The organism is Brevundimonas sp. AVps31 (assembly GCF_058681355.1).
The window spans coordinates 1,644,837-1,660,895 of the sequence record NZ_CM178736.1 but is presented as its reverse complement, the minus strand read 5'-3'; the positions used below and the strand labels follow the sequence as shown (position 1 = coordinate 1,660,895).

Annotated in this window: 15 protein-coding genes; 10 read left to right on the top strand and 5 right to left on the bottom strand. The window is 70.6% G+C overall.

The features are described 5' to 3' along the window. A complete protein-coding gene (locus ACW174_RS07980) occupies nt 1-624 on the bottom strand; it encodes a TlpA family protein disulfide reductase (protein WP_492017116.1) in 624 nt (207 codons plus the stop codon). Between ACW174_RS07980 and argH the strand changes: the two genes are divergently transcribed. The 4 genes from argH to ACW174_RS07960 all read left to right on the top strand — a co-directional run bounded on the left by argH (nt 623) and on the right by ACW174_RS07960 (nt 4,469). Then, the gene (argH, locus tag ACW174_RS07975) at nt 623-2,053 is read left to right on the top strand and encodes an argininosuccinate lyase (protein ID WP_492017115.1); all 1,431 of its coding nucleotides are present in this window, start codon (nt 623-625) and stop codon (nt 2,051-2,053) included. The two genes, ACW174_RS07980 and argH, sit on opposite strands and share 2 nt — an antisense overlap. 11 nt (nt 2,054-2,064) lie before the next feature. Continuing rightward, on the top strand, nt 2,065-2,301 hold the full coding sequence (locus tag ACW174_RS07970) for a hypothetical protein (RefSeq protein WP_492017114.1): 237 nt from the start codon (nt 2,065-2,067) through the stop codon (nt 2,299-2,301). Nucleotides 2,302-2,322: 21 nt separating this feature from the next. Beyond that, complete coding sequence (gene lysA, locus ACW174_RS07965; protein WP_492017113.1) at nt 2,323-3,603, top strand: diaminopimelate decarboxylase; 1,281 nt, start codon at nt 2,323-2,325, stop codon at nt 3,601-3,603. Nucleotides 3,604-3,701: 98 nt separating this feature from the next. Further along, nucleotides 3,702-4,469 (top strand): EAL domain-containing protein, encoded by a 768-nt coding sequence (locus ACW174_RS07960; RefSeq protein WP_492017112.1) that lies wholly within the window; start codon nt 3,702-3,704, stop codon nt 4,467-4,469. 7 nt (nt 4,470-4,476) lie between these two features. Here ACW174_RS07960 and ACW174_RS07955 read toward each other — a convergent pair whose 3' ends face one another. Next, nucleotides 4,477-5,013: a phosphoribosyltransferase gene (locus ACW174_RS07955; protein ID WP_492017111.1), complete on the bottom strand. Its 537-nt coding sequence runs from the start codon at nt 5,011-5,013 to the stop codon at nt 4,477-4,479. Continuing rightward, nucleotides 5,006-5,974, bottom strand: a complete 969-nt coding sequence (locus tag ACW174_RS07950) for an MJ0042-type zinc finger domain-containing protein (RefSeq protein WP_492017110.1) — start codon at nt 5,972-5,974, stop codon at nt 5,006-5,008. The genes ACW174_RS07955 and ACW174_RS07950 overlap by 8 nt, the downstream gene beginning before the upstream one ends. A gap of 68 nt (nt 5,975-6,042) precedes the next feature. Here ACW174_RS07950 and ACW174_RS07945 point away from each other — a divergent pair, with 68 nt between their 5' ends. The 5 genes from ACW174_RS07945 to ACW174_RS07925 all read left to right on the top strand — a co-directional run bounded on the left by ACW174_RS07945 (nt 6,043) and on the right by ACW174_RS07925 (nt 9,887). Further along, on the top strand, nt 6,043-6,753 hold the full coding sequence (locus ACW174_RS07945; RefSeq protein WP_492017109.1) for a cell division ATP-binding protein FtsE: 711 nt from the start codon (nt 6,043-6,045) through the stop codon (nt 6,751-6,753). After that, on the top strand, nt 6,750-7,631 hold the full coding sequence (locus ACW174_RS07940) for a cell division protein FtsX (RefSeq protein ID WP_492017108.1): 882 nt from the start codon (nt 6,750-6,752) through the stop codon (nt 7,629-7,631). Before ACW174_RS07945 ends, ACW174_RS07940 begins: the two co-directional genes overlap by 4 nt. A gap of 9 nt (nt 7,632-7,640) precedes the next feature. Beyond that, entirely contained in the window at nt 7,641-8,282 is a 642-nt protein-coding gene (locus tag ACW174_RS07935; protein ID WP_492017107.1) for a YdcF family protein, read from the top strand. Nucleotide 8,283: 1 nt separating this feature from the next. Continuing rightward, entirely contained in the window at nt 8,284-9,000 is a 717-nt protein-coding gene (locus ACW174_RS07930) for a lysophospholipid acyltransferase family protein (RefSeq protein WP_492017106.1), read from the top strand. A gap of 98 nt (nt 9,001-9,098) precedes the next feature. Further along, nucleotides 9,099-9,887, top strand: coding sequence for a MipA/OmpV family protein (locus ACW174_RS07925; RefSeq protein WP_492017105.1), 789 nt, complete (start codon nt 9,099-9,101; stop codon nt 9,885-9,887). Here ACW174_RS07925 and pdeM read toward each other — a convergent pair. Both pdeM and ACW174_RS07915 read right to left on the bottom strand, forming a co-directional pair. Further along, entirely contained in the window at nt 9,884-10,615 is a 732-nt protein-coding gene (gene pdeM, locus ACW174_RS07920) for a ligase-associated DNA damage response endonuclease PdeM (RefSeq protein WP_492017104.1), read from the bottom strand. The genes ACW174_RS07925 and pdeM overlap by 4 nt on opposite strands. Then, a complete protein-coding gene (locus tag ACW174_RS07915) occupies nt 10,612-13,134 on the bottom strand; it encodes a ligase-associated DNA damage response DEXH box helicase (RefSeq protein ID WP_492017103.1) in 2,523 nt (840 codons plus the stop codon). Before ACW174_RS07915 ends, pdeM begins: the two co-directional genes overlap by 4 nt. Before the next feature lie 229 nt (nt 13,135-13,363). On the opposite strand from ACW174_RS07915, the gene ACW174_RS07910 reads away from it, so the two are divergent. Continuing rightward, nucleotides 13,364-16,054, top strand: coding sequence for an ATP-dependent DNA helicase (locus ACW174_RS07910; protein ID WP_492017252.1), 2,691 nt, complete (start codon nt 13,364-13,366; stop codon nt 16,052-16,054). The last annotated feature ends 5 nt before the right edge of the window (nt 16,055-16,059 follow it).

The window sequence follows — 16,059 nt, the reverse complement described above, 5'->3', positions numbered from 1 at the left end:
TCAGGCCGGCTCCGCCAGCAGGGCGTCGATCAACGCCCGGGCTTCGGGGCTGGCCCAGTCCGCCTCGCCCGAGAAATGGGCGCGGATCCGCCCCTGACGGTCCAGCAGGATCGTCTGGGGCATCTTGCCCTTGCCCGGCAGTTCGAAGGGCAGCTGGAATTTCGGGTCGCTGTACATCGGCAGCGGCTCGTGGACGTCGATGAAGCTCCTCGCGTCGGCGATGGCGTCGTCCGTGGCGTCGACGTTGATCGGCAGGACCATCACGTCCCGCCCGGCATAGGTTTCCGCCAGGCGGGCCAGGGTCGGCATCTCGGTGCGGCAGGGCGCGCACCACATGGCCCACAGGTTCACCACCACCACCTTGCCGCGGAAGTCGGACAGGCGCGTATCAGCCCCGTCGCGGGTCTTGAAGACATAGGCGGGGGCGGGTTCGAGCGCCGCCGGGGTCTCGAGCCGGGCGATGGAGCCGGTGGCGAAACGGGCCAGTTCGCTTTTCGCGGGCGGTTCCGGCGCAGTCCCTTTGTCGAGCAGGGCCGGATTGGCGTATAGCAACGCCGCGCCGCCGATCGCCCCGATCAGCAGCACGCCCGCAACCGCGCCGATTATCGCCTTCGAGATCTTCATGCCCGACCAGACGCCCTCCGATCCCGTGACCAAAGCCCCGCAGGGGGCCAAAGGTCAAGACATGTGGGGCGGACGCTTCTCGGCAAAACCGGCCGAAATCATGCAGGCGATCAACGTCTCGATCGGTGTGGACCAGCGCTTGTGGGCCCAGGACCTGGCCGGGTCGCGCGCGCATTGCCGCATGCTGGCGGCGCAGGGGATCATCGAACAGGCCGACGCCGACGCCATCCTGGGCGGGCTGGACGCCGTCGAGGACGAGATCCGCGCCGGGACCTTCCCCTTCCGCGACCAGTTCGAGGACATCCACATGAATGTGGAGGCCCGGCTGAACGAGCTGATCGGCGAGCCGTCGGGGCGGCTGCACACGGCGCGCAGCCGCAACGATCAGGTCGCGACCGACTTCCGCCTGTGGGTGCGCGACGCCTGCGACCGGCAGGTGGTGCAGCTGAAGGGCCTGCAGAAGGCCCTGCTGGCGCGCGCCGAGCAGCACGCGGGCGACCTGATGCCGGGCTTCACCCACCTGCAGACCGCCCAGCCGGTGACGCTGGGCCACCATCTGATGGCCTATGTGGAGATGTTCGGGCGCGACGCCTGGCGCTTCGCCGACGCGCGGACCCGGATGAACGAGAACCCGCTGGGCGCGGCGGCCCTGGCCGGGTCGCCCTTCCCCATCGACCGGCATATGACGGCCTCGACCCTGGGCTTCGACCGGCCGATGGCGAACAGCCTCGACGCCGTGTCGGACCGCGATTTCGCGCTGGAAAGCCTGGCCGCAGCCTCGATCTGCGCCGGGCACCTGTCGCGTCTGGCCGAGGAGATCGTGATCTGGATGACGCCGATGTTCGGTTTCGCCAGCCTGCCGGACGACCTGACCACCGGCTCGTCGATCATGCCGCAGAAGCGCAACCCGGACGCCGCCGAACTGGTGCGGGCCAAGACGGGCCGGATCATGGGGTCGCTGGTGGCCCTGTCGACGGTGATGAAGGGCCTGCCGCTGGCCTATTCGAAGGACATGCAGGAAGACAAGCCGCCGGTGTTCGAGGCCTTTGATGCGCTGGATCTGGCCCTGGGAGCCATGACGGCCATGGTCGCGGCCCTGATCCCGAACACGGAAAAGATGGCCGCCGCCGCCGGCGCGGGCTTCTCGACCGCCACCGATCTGGCCGACTGGCTGGTGCGCGAACTGAACCTGCCGTTCCGTCAGGCGCATCACGTCACCGGCGCGGCGGTGAAGCGGGCCGAGGCGCTTGGCGTGGACCTGTCGCAATTGCCGCTGGAAGAATTGCAGAAGCTGCACCCCGGCGTGACGGAAGGGGTGTACAAGGTGCTCACGCCTGAGGCTTCCTGCGCCAGTCGCCAGAGCTTCGGTGGCACCGCGCCGGAACAGGTTCGCGCGCGGATCGCTGAGTGGCGGATGCGTCTGGCGTAAAGGGGTTGAAGATGAAAAAGCTGGTTATCGCGGGCGTCGCCGCCCTGATCGCGGTCTCCGCCGCTGCCTGCGGCCGGATGGCCGATCTGGATGCGCCGCCGGCAAAACGCACGGAGCGTGGCATGCGCAGCGACCGCGCGCCCGGCCTGCCGGAGCCCGCCACGGTGAACCGTCCGAACCGCGAGATGCCCATCGACGGCGGCCCGGGCTCAAACCCCTTTGACGGCGCGGGCAACACCCCGCGCTGATCCTCTCCCCGGGATCCTGACTTGAACCATTTCGACCTGATCGACGGCGAACTCCACGCCGAGGGCGTCGCCCTGTCCGCCATCGCGGAGGCCGTCGGCACGCCGGTCTATGTGTATTCGACCGCGACCCTGACCCGCCACTACAGCCTGCTGCGCGCGGCGCTGGACGACCATCGGGGCGCACTGGGCGACAGCCTGATCGCCTTCGCGGTCAAGGCCAACTCCAACCTCTCGGTGCTGGCGACGCTGGCGAAGCTGGGCTGCGGCGCCGACACGGTGTCGGAGGGCGAAATCCGGCGAGCGCTGGCGGCGGGCGTCCCGGCTGACAGGATCATCTTCTCGGGCGTGGGCAAGACCGACGCCGAACTGGCCTTCGCCATCGAAACCGGCGTGCGCCAGATCAATGTGGAGAGCGGCGCGGAGCTGGATCGACTGATCGCGGTCGCCGCGGACAAGGGCGCATCGCCTTCGATCGCCGTTCGGGTCAATCCGAACATCGGCGCGGGCGGACACGCCAAGATCACCACCGGCGGGGCGACCGACAAGTTCGGCGTGCCGGTCGGGGAGGCGATCGACCTCTATGTCCGCGCCACCGCCTCGCCGCATGTGACACCGGTCGGACTGGCCTGCCACATCGGAAGCCAGATCACCGATCTGGGGCCCATGGAAGCCGCCTTCCGCACCATTCGCGGCGTCACCGGGACCCTGCGAGCCAAAGGCTGCACGGTCACCCGGCTGGACCTCGGCGGCGGACTGGGCGTGCCCTATCACGGCCAGACCGACCTGCCCTCGATCGCCGACTACGCCGCCCTGTGCGCGCGGGTTCTGGACGGGCTGGAGGTCGAGGCGGCCTTCGAGCCGGGTCGTCTGCTGGCCGCCAACGCGGGCGTGCTGGTCAGCCGCGTCATCCAGGTGAACCAGCGCGCGGACGGACGACGGTTCCTCGTTCTCGATGCGGGCATGAACGACCTGATGCGGCCGGCCCTGTACGACGCCTTCCACGATCTGGCGCCGGTGTCGCCGCGCGTGGGCGAGGCCGGGCTTTACGACCTTGTGGGGCCGATCTGCGAGTCGACGGACATCTTTGCGCGGGATCGCCAATTGGCGCCGCTGCAGGCGGGCGATCTGGTCGTCTTCCTGAGCGCCGGCGCCTATGGGGCCGTGCTGTCGAGCGAGTACAACTCGAGGCCGCTGGTGGCGGAAGTGCTGGTCGACGGGGAGCGCTGGGCCGTGGTGCGCCCTCGCCCGAGCTACGACGAGATGTGGGCGCGGGAGCCTATCGCCGCGTGGCTGTCCGCCTAAGGTTCAGATAACGCAGCTTGATTTGACCCATCAGCCTCAAAGGACGAGATTCCTTAACCTCCGCCGGTTACCGCTATCAGACTGCGAGGAGTGGCGTGATGACCTGTACGGGCTGCAAGGACGGGGCCGGTTTCGACCTGGCCATCACCATGGCGTTCCAGCCCATCGTCGATGTGACGACGCGGACGGTCTTCGCCTATGAGGCCCTGGTGCGCGGTCAGGACGGCGGCGGGGCCGGTGCGGTCCTGTCGCAGGTCTCCGCCGACAACCGCTACGCCTTCGACCAGCTGTGCCGCACGACCGCCATCGGTCTGGCGGCCGATCTGGACATGGCCGCCTCAGGTGCGAACCTGTCGATCAACTTCCTGCCGAACGCCGTCTACGAGCCTCGCGCCTGCATCCGGGCGACCCTGGCCGCCGCCATGCGCACGGGCTTTCCGGTGGACCGGATCATCTTCGAGTTCACCGAGGAAGAGGCGCTCGACACCAATCACATCCTCAACATCCTGCGCAGCTACCGGGCCATGGGGTTCAAGACCGCCATCGACGACTTCGGCGCCGGCTTCGCGGGCCTGGGTCTGCTGAGCAAGTTCCAGCCGGACATCGTCAAGCTGGACATGGCGCTGATCCGGGATATCGACACCGACCGGGTCAAGCGGACGATCGTTCGCAACACCCTGACCATGCTGCGCGACCTCGACATCATGCCGGTCTGCGAGGGCGTCGAGACGGTCGGCGAATACGAGGCGCTGAGCGATCTCGGGGTGTCACTGATGCAGGGTTACCTGCTGGCCAAGCCGGCGGTGGAGGCCCTGCCGCCGGTCGCATGGATCAATCCGGTCGACAGCGTCGCCCGTCGGGCCTGACCGGCCCTCAGTCCAGCGCGCACACATCCGGCAGGCCGCGCAGCGCCCCCGCGTGATCCAGCCCGTAGCCGACGAGGAAACGGTTCGGGGCGTCCCAGCCGACGAAGTCGGGCTCGGGCGCGCGCGGCAGGGGCCAGGGCTTTTTGGCGAAGACCACCGTCAGGACCTCCGACGCGCCCTTTTCCTTCGCGATGCGCACGGCCTCGGCCAAGGACAGGCCGGTGTCGAAGACGTCGTCGATGATGAGGACGCGACGGCCCTCGATGGAGCGCTGGAAGTCTGCATAGACGTCGATCTTGCCCCGGCTGTTCTGCTCGTCGCCATAGGAGGCGAGCCACAGGGCGTCGAAGCGGACATTGCGGCCGATGCGCGACAGGGCGCGGGTCAGGTCGGCGGCGAACCACAGGCCGCCGGTCAAAAGCACGGCGGCGACGGTCTCGTCATCGATGACGGGGGCGATCTGTGCGGCGAGGTCGGCGACGATGCGTTGCACCTCCGCTTCCGGGAGCAGCACGGTGGGCGTCGTCGGGGAGGTGTCAGCCATGACCCGCCGATACCGCCCGAGGGGCGTGCGAGTCGAGAGGCCTTGCGTGTCCATCTGTCGAAACCGGGATCGCTTCGACCGGGGCGAGGCCCGACTGCGCCGGGCCGCCGGGGGTCAGGGCAGGCCGGAGGCCGGAGTCTTCCGCGACCGCGACCGCGTGATCGACCGCCGGCGTGTGGGTCGCGGGTGCGTGCGGGGCCGGCGAATGATCACCGGCCGGGGCGCGGGCCGGGGCTGCGTGCGACGGCGCCGGACGGCGCGCGGGCTCGTCCAGAACGAAATTGATGTCGATGCCCTGACCGCGCGCGCCGGGGTCGGGGATGATGGCGGCGAAGCCCTGCACCTTGCCCGGCAGAACCGGGGCGGCGTCGATGCGGACGATGGCGTGGCCGATCTCGGCGCCGTGGGCGTCCAGCAGGGCGATGCGGACCGGCGGGGCGATCCGCTCATTGTCGCGCACATTGCGCAGGGCGCCCGAGACCAGCACCTTGCCCGGGTCGTTGGGCAGGGGCTTGGCGGTCAGGGCCTCGAAATCCAGCCCCGTGGGGTTCACGGTCAGGCCGACGGCGGCGTAGGCGGCGGCGGTGCGGGGGGCCATCTCGACCACCTCGACCCGGAACAGCCAGGCGGCGCCCAGCAGGGCGGCGAAGCCCGAGGCGACCCCCGCCCAGACCACGCCATGGGTCGCGGCGCGGCGCAGACGCCGCTGCTGCTCGGCGCGAGCGCGGAAGGCGCGGGGCAATTCGGGGGCCGGGGTCTCGGCCAGTGATTCGGCGGCGTCGTCGCGACGGCCGAAGCTGACGGGCTCTTCCGCGGCGGTGGCGGTCAGTTCCAGCGGTTCGTCGAGGGTGGCGCGCCAGGTGTGTTTGCAGGTCTTGCAGCGCACGGTCCGGCCGCCGGCCCCGATCGCGTCATCGGGGGTGAAATAGCTGGTGGCGCACGACGGGCAGGTCAGTATCATAGGCGCCGACTGCGAGGCTCTTCGCCCCTCCCCCGTTCGCGGCCCGGCCGCGTCCTGATCCAGAATTGATGTCCGTCCAGCCCCGTCGCGCCGCCGATGCCGCCTCGTCGCCCCCCACCGTCCGCCTGCGCGGCGTGGGTTTCGGCTACGTGGAGACGCCCGACGTGCTGCGGGACGTTAACCTCACCTTGCCTGCCGGCTCTTTCCACTTCCTTACCGGGCCGTCCGGGGCGGGGAAGTCGACGCTTTTGAACCTGCTGACCCTGGCCGAACGGCCACAGTCGGGGACGCTGGCGCTGTTCGGGGAGGACGCCGGTCAGGCGCGGCGGTCGGACCTGCCCGCCTTCCGCCGCCGGATGGGGGTGGTGTTCCAGGACTTCCGCCTGCTGGATCACCTGAGCGCCTGGGAGAATGTCGCCCTGCCGCTGCGGCTGGCGGGGCTGAAGGTCGCCGACTATGCCGACAATGTGCACGAGATGCTGGAGTGGGTCGGGCTGGGCCAGAAGCTGGACGCGCGGCCCGCGGCCCTGTCGGGCGGCGAGAAGCAGCGGCTGGCCATCGCCCGCGCGGTGGTGACGGGGCCGGACCTGATCGTGGCCGATGAGCCGACGGGCAATGTCGATGCGGCCATGGCCGGGCGGCTGCTGAAGCTGTTCCAGTCGCTGAACCGGCTGGGGACCACGGTGCTGATCGCCAGCCATGACGCCGCCCTGGCCGAGCGGTCGGGCGCGACGGTGCTGACGCTGGACAAGGGCCGGATCACGGGAGGGGCGGCATGATCGGACGCTGGTTCCCGCAACGGTCGCCCATCCTGCCGCGCGACACCGGGGGCGAGCCCTGGCTGGCGGCGGTGATCGCCGTGCTGTGCTTCCTCGCCTGTCTGTCGGCGGTCGGGGCGCTGGCGGCGGATCGCGCCGCCCATGGCTGGGCCCGGGCCCTGGGCGCCGAGGCGACAGTGCAGGTGCGACCGCGCGTGGGCGAGACCGGCGACGCCGCCGCCGCCCGCGCCGCCGAGACCCTGGCGGGCGTAACCGGGGTGGACGAGGCCGAGGCCATGGATCGCAAGACGGCGGAAGACCTGCTGCGGCCCTGGGTCGGGGACGCGGTCCTGCCCGACCTGCCCCTGCCCTATCTGGTGACGGTGCGGCTGAACCGGGACGCCCCGGCCAGCGCGGTGACGTTGAGCCGCGAGCTGGCCCGCGCCGGTCTGGACGCCAGCGTGGACGACCACAGCCTGTGGCGCGACGAGGCGGAGCGGTCAGCGGGTCTGATCACCGTTCTGGCGGTGCTGGCCTTCCTGCTGACGGCGGGCGCGGCGGGGGCGGCCGTGGCCTATGCGACGCGCGCCGGGATGGCGGCGCAGGCGGCGGTGATCGCGACCCTGAGCCTGAACGGCGCCTCTGACGAGCGGATCGCCGGCCTGTACCAGCGTCGCTACGGCCTGCTGGCGGCGGGGGCCGGAGCGGCGGGGGCCCTGGCGGCCATGCTGACGTCGTCGGCCCTGCGCCTGCTGGGCGGCAGCGAGGGTCTGTCGCCCGCCTTGCCGGTGGCCTGGAGTGACATTCTGATCCTCTCGCCATGTCCGCTGCTGGCGGCTACGGTGGCGCTTGTCGCGGCGCGCTTCACGGCGCTGGCGCGGCTGAAACGTCGGGGGTAGGCTAAGGGCATGAAGTTTCTGACTTTCATCGCCATTCTGGCGTTGATCTGGTTGATCGGCCTGTTCGTCTTCGCCGAACGGGTGCGCGGCTACACGCCCGCCGAGGAGCCCGCGCGCGCCGACGCCATCGTCGCCCTGACCGGGCCGTCGGCCGAGCGGGTCAATGCCGCCATCCGCCTGCTGGAGCAGGACAAGGGGCAGCGGGTGCTGATCTCGGGCGTGAACCGGGAGGTGCGCCGACAGGAGCTGCGCGCGCTGACGCCGGGCTCGAACCGCCTGTTCAACTGCTGCGTCGACCTGGGCTTCGAGGCGGAAGACACCATCGGCAATGCGCAGGAGATCGCCGCTTGGGCCGACGCCAAGGGCTATGACAGCCTGATCGTGGTGACGTCCGACTATCACATGGCCCGCGCCCTGACCGAGATCCGGGCCGCCGCGCCGGGGGTCGAACTGACGGCCTATGCGGTCGAGACCCCGTCGCTGGACAATTCGCGCTGGTGGCGGGCCGCCGTGACCGCGCGGCGCATGACGCTGGAATATATGAAATACCTCGCCGCCCTCGGCCGCGTCGCCGTGGGCAAGGTGAGCGGCGAAGGCCGCCCGGCCGCCGACGCCGCGACAGAGGCCGCGCCGCAAGAAAAGGCCGCCTGATTTGACCACCGTGCGTTCGCTCGTCTTCGTCGCCTGGCTGTATCTGTCGATGGCCCTGTTCGCGGTGGGCCTGTCCCCCGCCCTGCTGCTGCCCTACCGCCCGGCCATGTGGGTGATCCGCGGCTGGGCCAAATTCGTGCTGTTCGGCCTGCGCTGGATCGCCGGGGTCAAGGTCGAGTTCCGCGGGCTGGAGCACCGTCCCGACGGCGCCACCCTGATGGCGGGCAAGCACCAGAGCATGCTGGACGTGATCGCGCCCTTCGCGGTGCTGCCGGACAACTGTTTCATCATGAAGAAGGAGCTGATGCCCCTGCCCTTCTTCGGCTGGTTCGCGTGGAAGACGAAGATGATCGCCGTGGACCGGTCGGCCCACGCCAAGGCGCTGAAGGACATGGTCAAACAGGCGCGGGCCCGGAACGCCGAGGGCCGCCAGATCCTGATCTTCCCGGAGGGCACCCGCGCCGAGGTCGGCGCCGCCCCGGACTACAAGCCCGGCATCGCCGCCCTGTACCGCGACCTGGACGTGCCCTGCACCCCGATCGCCACCAACTCCGGCGTCCACTGGCCCGCCCACGGCTTCCGCCGCTACGCCGGGACGGTGGTCTATGAGTTCCTGCCGGCCATCCCGGCGGGCCTGAAGCGGGCGGAGTTCATGGCGCGACTGGAAGAGGCCGTGGAGACGGCGAGCACGGCGCTGCTGGTGAAGGCGCCGGGCTGATGTGGCCAAATGGTCGCAAGGGCCGCTGGTGATGATCCGGGGTGGAGCCGCAGGCGTATCCGGGCATTCCGCAGTCTGATCCGAACCCGAGGCGCTCCATGACCCTTCGCTTGTCCCTGTCCGCTGTCGCCCTCACGGCCGTGCTGGCCGCCGCCTCGGGCGCCGCCGCCCAGACCCAGCCCTATGAGAGGGTCGGACCGCAGCAGGACTGGACCGTCGATCTGGGCGTGGGCGTGATCTACAGCCAGGATTCCGCCGGCGACACCGGCGGCCAGACCAACGCCCTGCCCTATATCGCCGCCAACTGGCGCGACCGGGTCTATTTCAGCCCCTTCGAAGGCCTGGGCTGGAATGTGGTCAGCACCGACACCTTCCGCGCGGGCGTCCAGCTGCGGCCCCGGTTCAGCCCGGACGATATCGAAGGCCTGACGCTGGAGCGGCCGGACTTCGGCGCCGACGCCGCCGTCTATGCCTACCAGCGGCTGCCCGGGAACATCGTGATCGGCGGTCGCGTCAGCCGCGACATCAGCGATGTCAGCGAGGGCACGGAGTATCAGGCCTCGATCGGGCATCAGCGGATCACCCCGATCGGCGTGCTGAACGCCAGCGCCTATGTGCGCGGCGGCGACCGCAAGCTGGCGGACGCCTACTATGGCGTCTCGACCGCCGAGGCGACGCTGAACGGCATCAGCGCCTATGCGCCGGACGGCGACCTTCAGGGCGCCGGCGTGAATGCGGTTCTTGTCGCGCCCCTGAACCCGCGCTGGGCGATCGGCGGACTGGTCAACTATGAGCGCCGGCTGGGCGACGTGGCCGATAGCCCCCTGTCGCAGAACGACGACAGCTGGCGGGTCGGGACCTTCATCGCGCGGCGTTTCGGGAGCTAGCGCAGCGTCTCCCACGCCAGGGCGTGCACCTTGTCGCGGCCGAGGGCCGCGACCATCGGCGGGTCTGTGAACAGGCCCGCCACGGCCTTGTGCCGCACATCCAGTCCGCCGGTGAAGGCCCCGAAGGCGGGCATGACCAGTCGCTGTCCGTCCGTTACGAAACAGGGACGGCGCACGCCACGGCCGTAGGCGGCGACGCGGGCGGCGGGGTGCAGGTGGCCGGCGATCTCGCCGACCGCCTGGCCCGGTTGGGGTTCGTGGATCAGGCGCAGGGCGCCGAGGTCCATCGTGGTGACGACGCGGCCCGGCAGGGCGTCCAGCGCGCCTTCCAGCGCCACCAGATCGTGATTGCCCTCCAACCAGACCCAGTCCCGCCCGGTCGCGAGCCGGGCGACGCGCTCGCGATCCTCCGTGGACAGACGACCGATGGCTTTCGAGTCGTGGAAGCTGTCGCCCAGCAGGACGATGCAGGCGGGGTCCAGCGCCTCGATCTCGGCCTCCAGCTTGGCCAGGGTGGCGGGGCTGTCGTAGGGCGGCAGCATCTGGCCGCGCGCGGCGAAGGCCGAGCCTTTCTCGAGGTGCAGGTCCGAGGCGATCAGGGTGCGGTGCTCCGCCACCCACAGGGCGCCCGAGCAGCGCAGCACGCAGGCCTCGCCCGCCACGCGCACCTTCAGCCCGCCGCAGGGATGGCGGAAGGGGGACAGGGTCTGGCGCAGGGCCGCGTTCATGCCGCCCCCTCCAGCTCGGGCGGGGCGTCGGCCATGATCTCGGCGATCAGGGTCTCCTCGGCGAAGTCCATGGCGCTGGCGTCGAGGATCATTTCCGCCGCGCCGCCGCCGACCCGCTCACGCCCGATCTGGACCAGAACGGGCACGCAGAAGGGCGAGGGCCGCTCCAGCGGCTGATGCACGATCTGCCCCTGGATGCGGGAGAGCAGCTGGCCCAGCCGCGCCACGTCCAGCAGGCCCGAGGCGGCGTCCGCCCGGGCGGTGCGCAGCAACAGGTGGTCGGGCTGGTGGCGACGCAGCACGTCGTAGATCAGGTCGGTCGAGAAGGTCACCTGCCGCCCGGTCTTCTCGGCCCCGGGCTGGCGCTGCTCGATCAAGCCGGAGATCAGGGCGCAGTTGCGGAAGGTGCGCTTCATCATGAAGCTCTCCTCCAGCCAGCTTTCGAGGTCGTCACCCAGCATGTCGGCTTCGAACAGGGCGTCGAAATCCAGCCGGTCCATCGGCTTGATCGCCCAGATGGCCAGCGAATAGTCGGTGACGACGAAGCCCAGAGGCCCCGCATTCATCCGGTCCAGCCGCTTGGTCAGCAGCATGGCCAGGGTGGTGTGCGCCAGCCGGCCCTCGAACGGGTAGCAGACCATGAAATGGCGGCTGCCGCGCGGGAAGGTCTCGATCAGCATCTCGCCGGCGCGCGGGATGCGCGACCGCACCTCCTGCAGCTCCAGCCATTCCTGCACATCGGGCGGCAGGACGCGCCAGTGATCGCGATCCTGCACCATGTCGCGCACCCGCTCGGCGAGGGAGGTGCCCAGCGGGAATTTGGAACCGCCGTAGGAGGGGATTTTCGGATCCTTGTCGACCGCCGGACTGACGAGGGCGTCGGTGCCGGTGATGCCCTGGAAGGCCCAGACCTGACCGGCGAAGACGAAGGTGTCGCCGGGCTCCATCTGTTCGAAATACCACTCCTCGGCCTCGCCGATCTTGCGGCCCCCGATCAGGTGCTTGCCGCCGGCGCGGCGCGAGGCGACCTTCACATTCAGATTGGCCGCCGAGACGATGGCGCCGACATTCATGCGATGGCTCTGGGCCAGCTGGGCGTTGCGCACCTTCCACCGACCGTCGGCGGTGCGGACGATGCGGGCGAACCGGTCGTAGGTGCGCAGGGCGTAGCCGCCGGTGGCGACCAGATCGACGACCTCCTCGAAGCTCTCCCAGGTCAGGCCGCGGTAGGGGCCGCAGGCGGAAACCTCCGCATACAGATCATTCAGGTCGAAGGGCTCGGAACAGGCGCAGCCCATGACGTGCTGGGCCAGGGTGTCGAGGGTGCCGATATGGACCGGCTCCCAGTCGAAGGCGTTCTCGGCCACCGCTTCGCGCGCGGCCTGGCATTCCAGCATCTCGAACCGGCTGGCGGGGACCATCAGGGCGCGCGACGGCTCATCCAGCCGGTGATTGGCGCGACCGATCCTCTGCACCAGACGGCTGGCCCCCTTGGGCGCCGCCAGCTGGATGACCAGATCGACATCGCCCCAGTCGATGCCGAGGTCCAGAGTCGAGGTGCAGACCACCGCCCGCAGGTCGCCCCGCGCCATCGCCGCCTCGACCTTGCGCCTCTGCTCGGCGGCGAGGGAGCCGTGGTGCAGGGCGATGGGCAGGCTGTCGTCATTGATGGCCCACAGCTGCTGGAAGACGAACTCGGCCTGCCAGCGGGTGTTGACGAAGATCAGGGTCATGCCCGCGCCGCGGATGGCGTCATAGACCTCGGGCACCGCATGGACGCCGGTATGGCCCGCCCAGGGCACATGGCCCTCGCTGACCAGGATGTCGATCACAGGCGGGGCGCCGGGATCGCCGAGGACGATGGCGACGGGGGCGTCCGGCGCGGGCTTGAGCCACCCCGCGATCATCTCCGGATCATCCACCGTCGCCGACAGCGCCACGCGCCGCATCTCCGGCGCGAACTTCTGCAGCCGGCCCAGACCCAGCGACAGCAGGTCGCCGCGCTTGCCGCTCCAGATGGCGTGGACCTCGTCCAGCACGACGCATTTCAGGTCGGCGAAATAGGCCCGCGCGCCGTCCCAGGCGCAGAACAGGGCCAGTTGTTCGGGCGTGGTCAGCAGGATGTCGGGCGGGAAGTCACGCTGGCGCTGGCGCTTGGACTGTTTGGTGTCGCCGGTGCGGCTTTCGACGTGGATGTTCAGCCCGATCTCGCGGATGGGCGTCATCAGGTTGCGCTCGACGTCAGTGGTCAGGGCCTTGAGCGGCGACAGATAGAGGGTGTGGACGCCGCTACCCGGCCCGTGCGGCGGACGCGGCCCGCGCTCCGCGAGGTCGATCAGCGACGGCAGGAAGCCCGCCAGCGTCTTGCCGCCGCCGGTCGGGGCGACCAGCAGGGCGTGCGATCCGGCTTCGGCCGCCGCCACCATCTCGAGCTGATGCCGTCGCGGCGACCAGCCGCGCGAGGCGAACCAGTCGGCGAAAAGCGGCGGAAGCGTTGCAGGACCGGCGGGTGGCGTCACGTAGGCGATATAACATGTTCCCGTTCCGTTTCACCTGTTTGTCGACTATCTAAAGACCGTGTCCACCGACTCCCTCACCGCCTCCGCAAGCTTAACCGGCGACGAGCCGTGGCTGGCCCTGCCGGCCGCACTCGCCGTGCCGCCGGGCGCGGGGGCCGTGTGCGATGAGGAGGGCGCGCGAAAGATCGGGCGCGGGGCCGCCGAGGGGACCTTCACCACCGGCCCCGTCATGGTCGCCCACGCCAGTTTGACGGCGCGGCGGCTGGGCATTTCGCCGCCACCCCGGTCGAGCGACCTGCTGGACGTGCTGGAGCTGTTCGCCTTTGTGCGGCCCGCGAAATTCTGCGCCCCGTCCCCGACGGGGCTGGCCCTGGCCATGGGGCAGTCGGAGCCCAAGGGGGCGGAGGCTCAGGCCCTGGCCCTGCGCGTGGCCGCCACCGGCCTGCTGAAGGAACTGGCCGACCCGACCTATCCGCAGCGGGAGGACGCCTTCACCCTGAACGAGACCCTGTCGCGGGCGGGCTGGAGCTGGTCGTGGCGGGTGGCGGGCGCCCTGCAGCATCAGCCGCTGCGGGCGCGCGCGCATCGCGGGTCGGGGCTGGATGTGTGGTCGCGACTGGCGGAGTGGGAGGACGAGGCGCCGCGCGGCGAGGCCGGCTCGGCCCCGGTCGATTCCGAGAGCGCCCGCATCCGGCTGGAGAAGCTGTTGCAGGCGTCGGGGCTGGACGAGACCCGGCCGACGCAGTCCGACTATGCCGCCGAGGCCGCCTACGCCTTCTCGCCCCGCAACGAGGAGGGCCGGCCGCGTGTGCTGCTGGCCGAGGCGGGGACCGGGACGGGCAAGACCCTGGGCTATCTGGCGCCCGCCAGCCTGTGGGCCGAGCGCAATCAGGGGGCGGCCTGGGTCTCGACCTACACCCGCGCCCTGCAACGCCAGATCGATCGCGAAAGCGCCGCCCTGTGGCCCGATCCGGTGGAGCGCAAGAAGAAGGCCGTCGTCCGTAAGGGGCGCGAGAACTACCTCTGCCTGCTGAACCTGCAGGACATGGTGCAGGCGTCGCAACTGGGGAACGGCGACCTGATCGGCATGGCGCTGGCGGGGCGGTGGGCGCTGAACTCGCGCGACGGCGACATGACCGGCGGCGACTATCCCGGCTGGCTGCCCGGCCTGTTCGCCACGCCCGTGAGCCAGCAGGCCAGCCCGGCCAATCTGGTGGACCGGCGCGGCGAGTGCGTGCACGCGGCCTGTCCCCACTACCGCACCTGTTTCGTGGAGAAGACCATCCGCGCCAGCCGCAAGGCCGATCTAGTCGTCGCCAACCACGCGCTGGTGATGACCCAGGCGGCGTTCGACGGCGCGCGCTCGGCGCGGGGGCTGAAGTCGGACGGCGAGACGGCGGCGCTGAAGCGCATCGTCTTCGACGAGGGCCACCACCTGTTCGACGCCGCCGACAGCGCCTTCTCCGCCTGCCTGTCCGGGCAGGAGGCGGCCGAGCTGCGTCGCTGGATCCGGGGACCGGAGGGGCGCGGGCGGCGCGGGCGCGGGCTGGAACAGCGGCTGGGCGACCTGTGCGCCGACAACGAGGCGGCGACCAAGGCCCTGAACGACGCCATCCAGGCGGCGGCCCAGTTGCCGGGCGAAGGCGCCTCGGGCCGGATCGCCCCGGCCTCGGGCGAGGTCAATCCGATCGGGCCGATCGAGCGGTTCCTGGTCTCGGCGCTGGAGCAGCTCCGGGCCCGGACGAACGACAGCGGCGGCCCCGGCGGGATCGAGTTCGGGCTGGAATGTTCGCTGCGCCCCGTGACCGATCCGGTGCTGGAGGCCGCGCGGGAGGCCGCGCGGGCGCTGGCGGCGGTCGAGGCGCCGCTGCTGGCCCTGTCGCGGCATCTGGAAGACATTCTGGATGACGAGTCTGTCGAGCTGGACGGGTCGTCGCGGGCGCGGATCGAGGGGGCCCTGCGCGGGCTGGACCGGCGCGGGCGGATGACCCTGCCCGGCTGGCGCTCCATGCTGGCGGCGCTGGACAGTGACACGGGCGAGGCCGATCCGGACTTCGTCGACTGGCTGTCGGCCGAGGCCGCCTTCGGCCGCATCCACGACGTGGCCCTGCGTCGCCACTGGATCGACCCGACGGTGCCGCTGGAGGCCGCCGTGGTCATGCCCTCCCACGGGGTGCTGATCACCAGCGCGACCCTGTCCGATCCGATGTCGGACGATCCGTTCGATCTCGCGCGGATGCGCAGCGGCGCGGCGCGGCTGATCGAGCCGGCGCGGACGCTGAAGGTCGAGAGCCCGTTCGACTATGCGGAGAACAGCCGGGTCATCGTGGTCAACGACCTGATCAAGGACGACACGCGCCAGACGGCGGCGGCGATGCGGGAGCTGTTCCTGGCCGCGGGCGGCGGCGGCGTGGGGCTGTTCACCGCCATCCGGCGGCTGAAGGCGGTCTATGAGCGGCTGGGGCCAGACCTCGCGAAGGCGGGCCTCCCGCTGTACGCCCAGCACGTCGATCCGCTGGAGGTGGGGGCGCTGGTCGATGTGTTCCGGGCCGAGCAGGACAGCTGTTTGCTGGGCACCGATGCGGTGCGGGATGGGGTGGATGTGCCGGGCCGCAGCCTTCGCATCCTCGCCTTCGACCGGGTGCCCTGGCCGCGTCCGGACCTGCTGCACAAGGCGCGGCGCGAGCGGTTCGGCGGGAGTTCCGCCCAGGGGCGGGCCTATGACGACGCCCTGGCCCGCGCCCGCATGGCGCAGGCCTTTGGACGGCTGATCCGGCGGGCCGACGACAAGGGGGTCTTCGTCATGCTGGACGCCGCCTGCCCCACCCGCCTGTTCGCCAGCCTGCCGCCGGGCACGGAGGTGCTGCGCATGGGGCTTGCGGAAGCGGTGGAGCTGGTCGGCGGCTTTCTTTCGAAGTAGGGCGA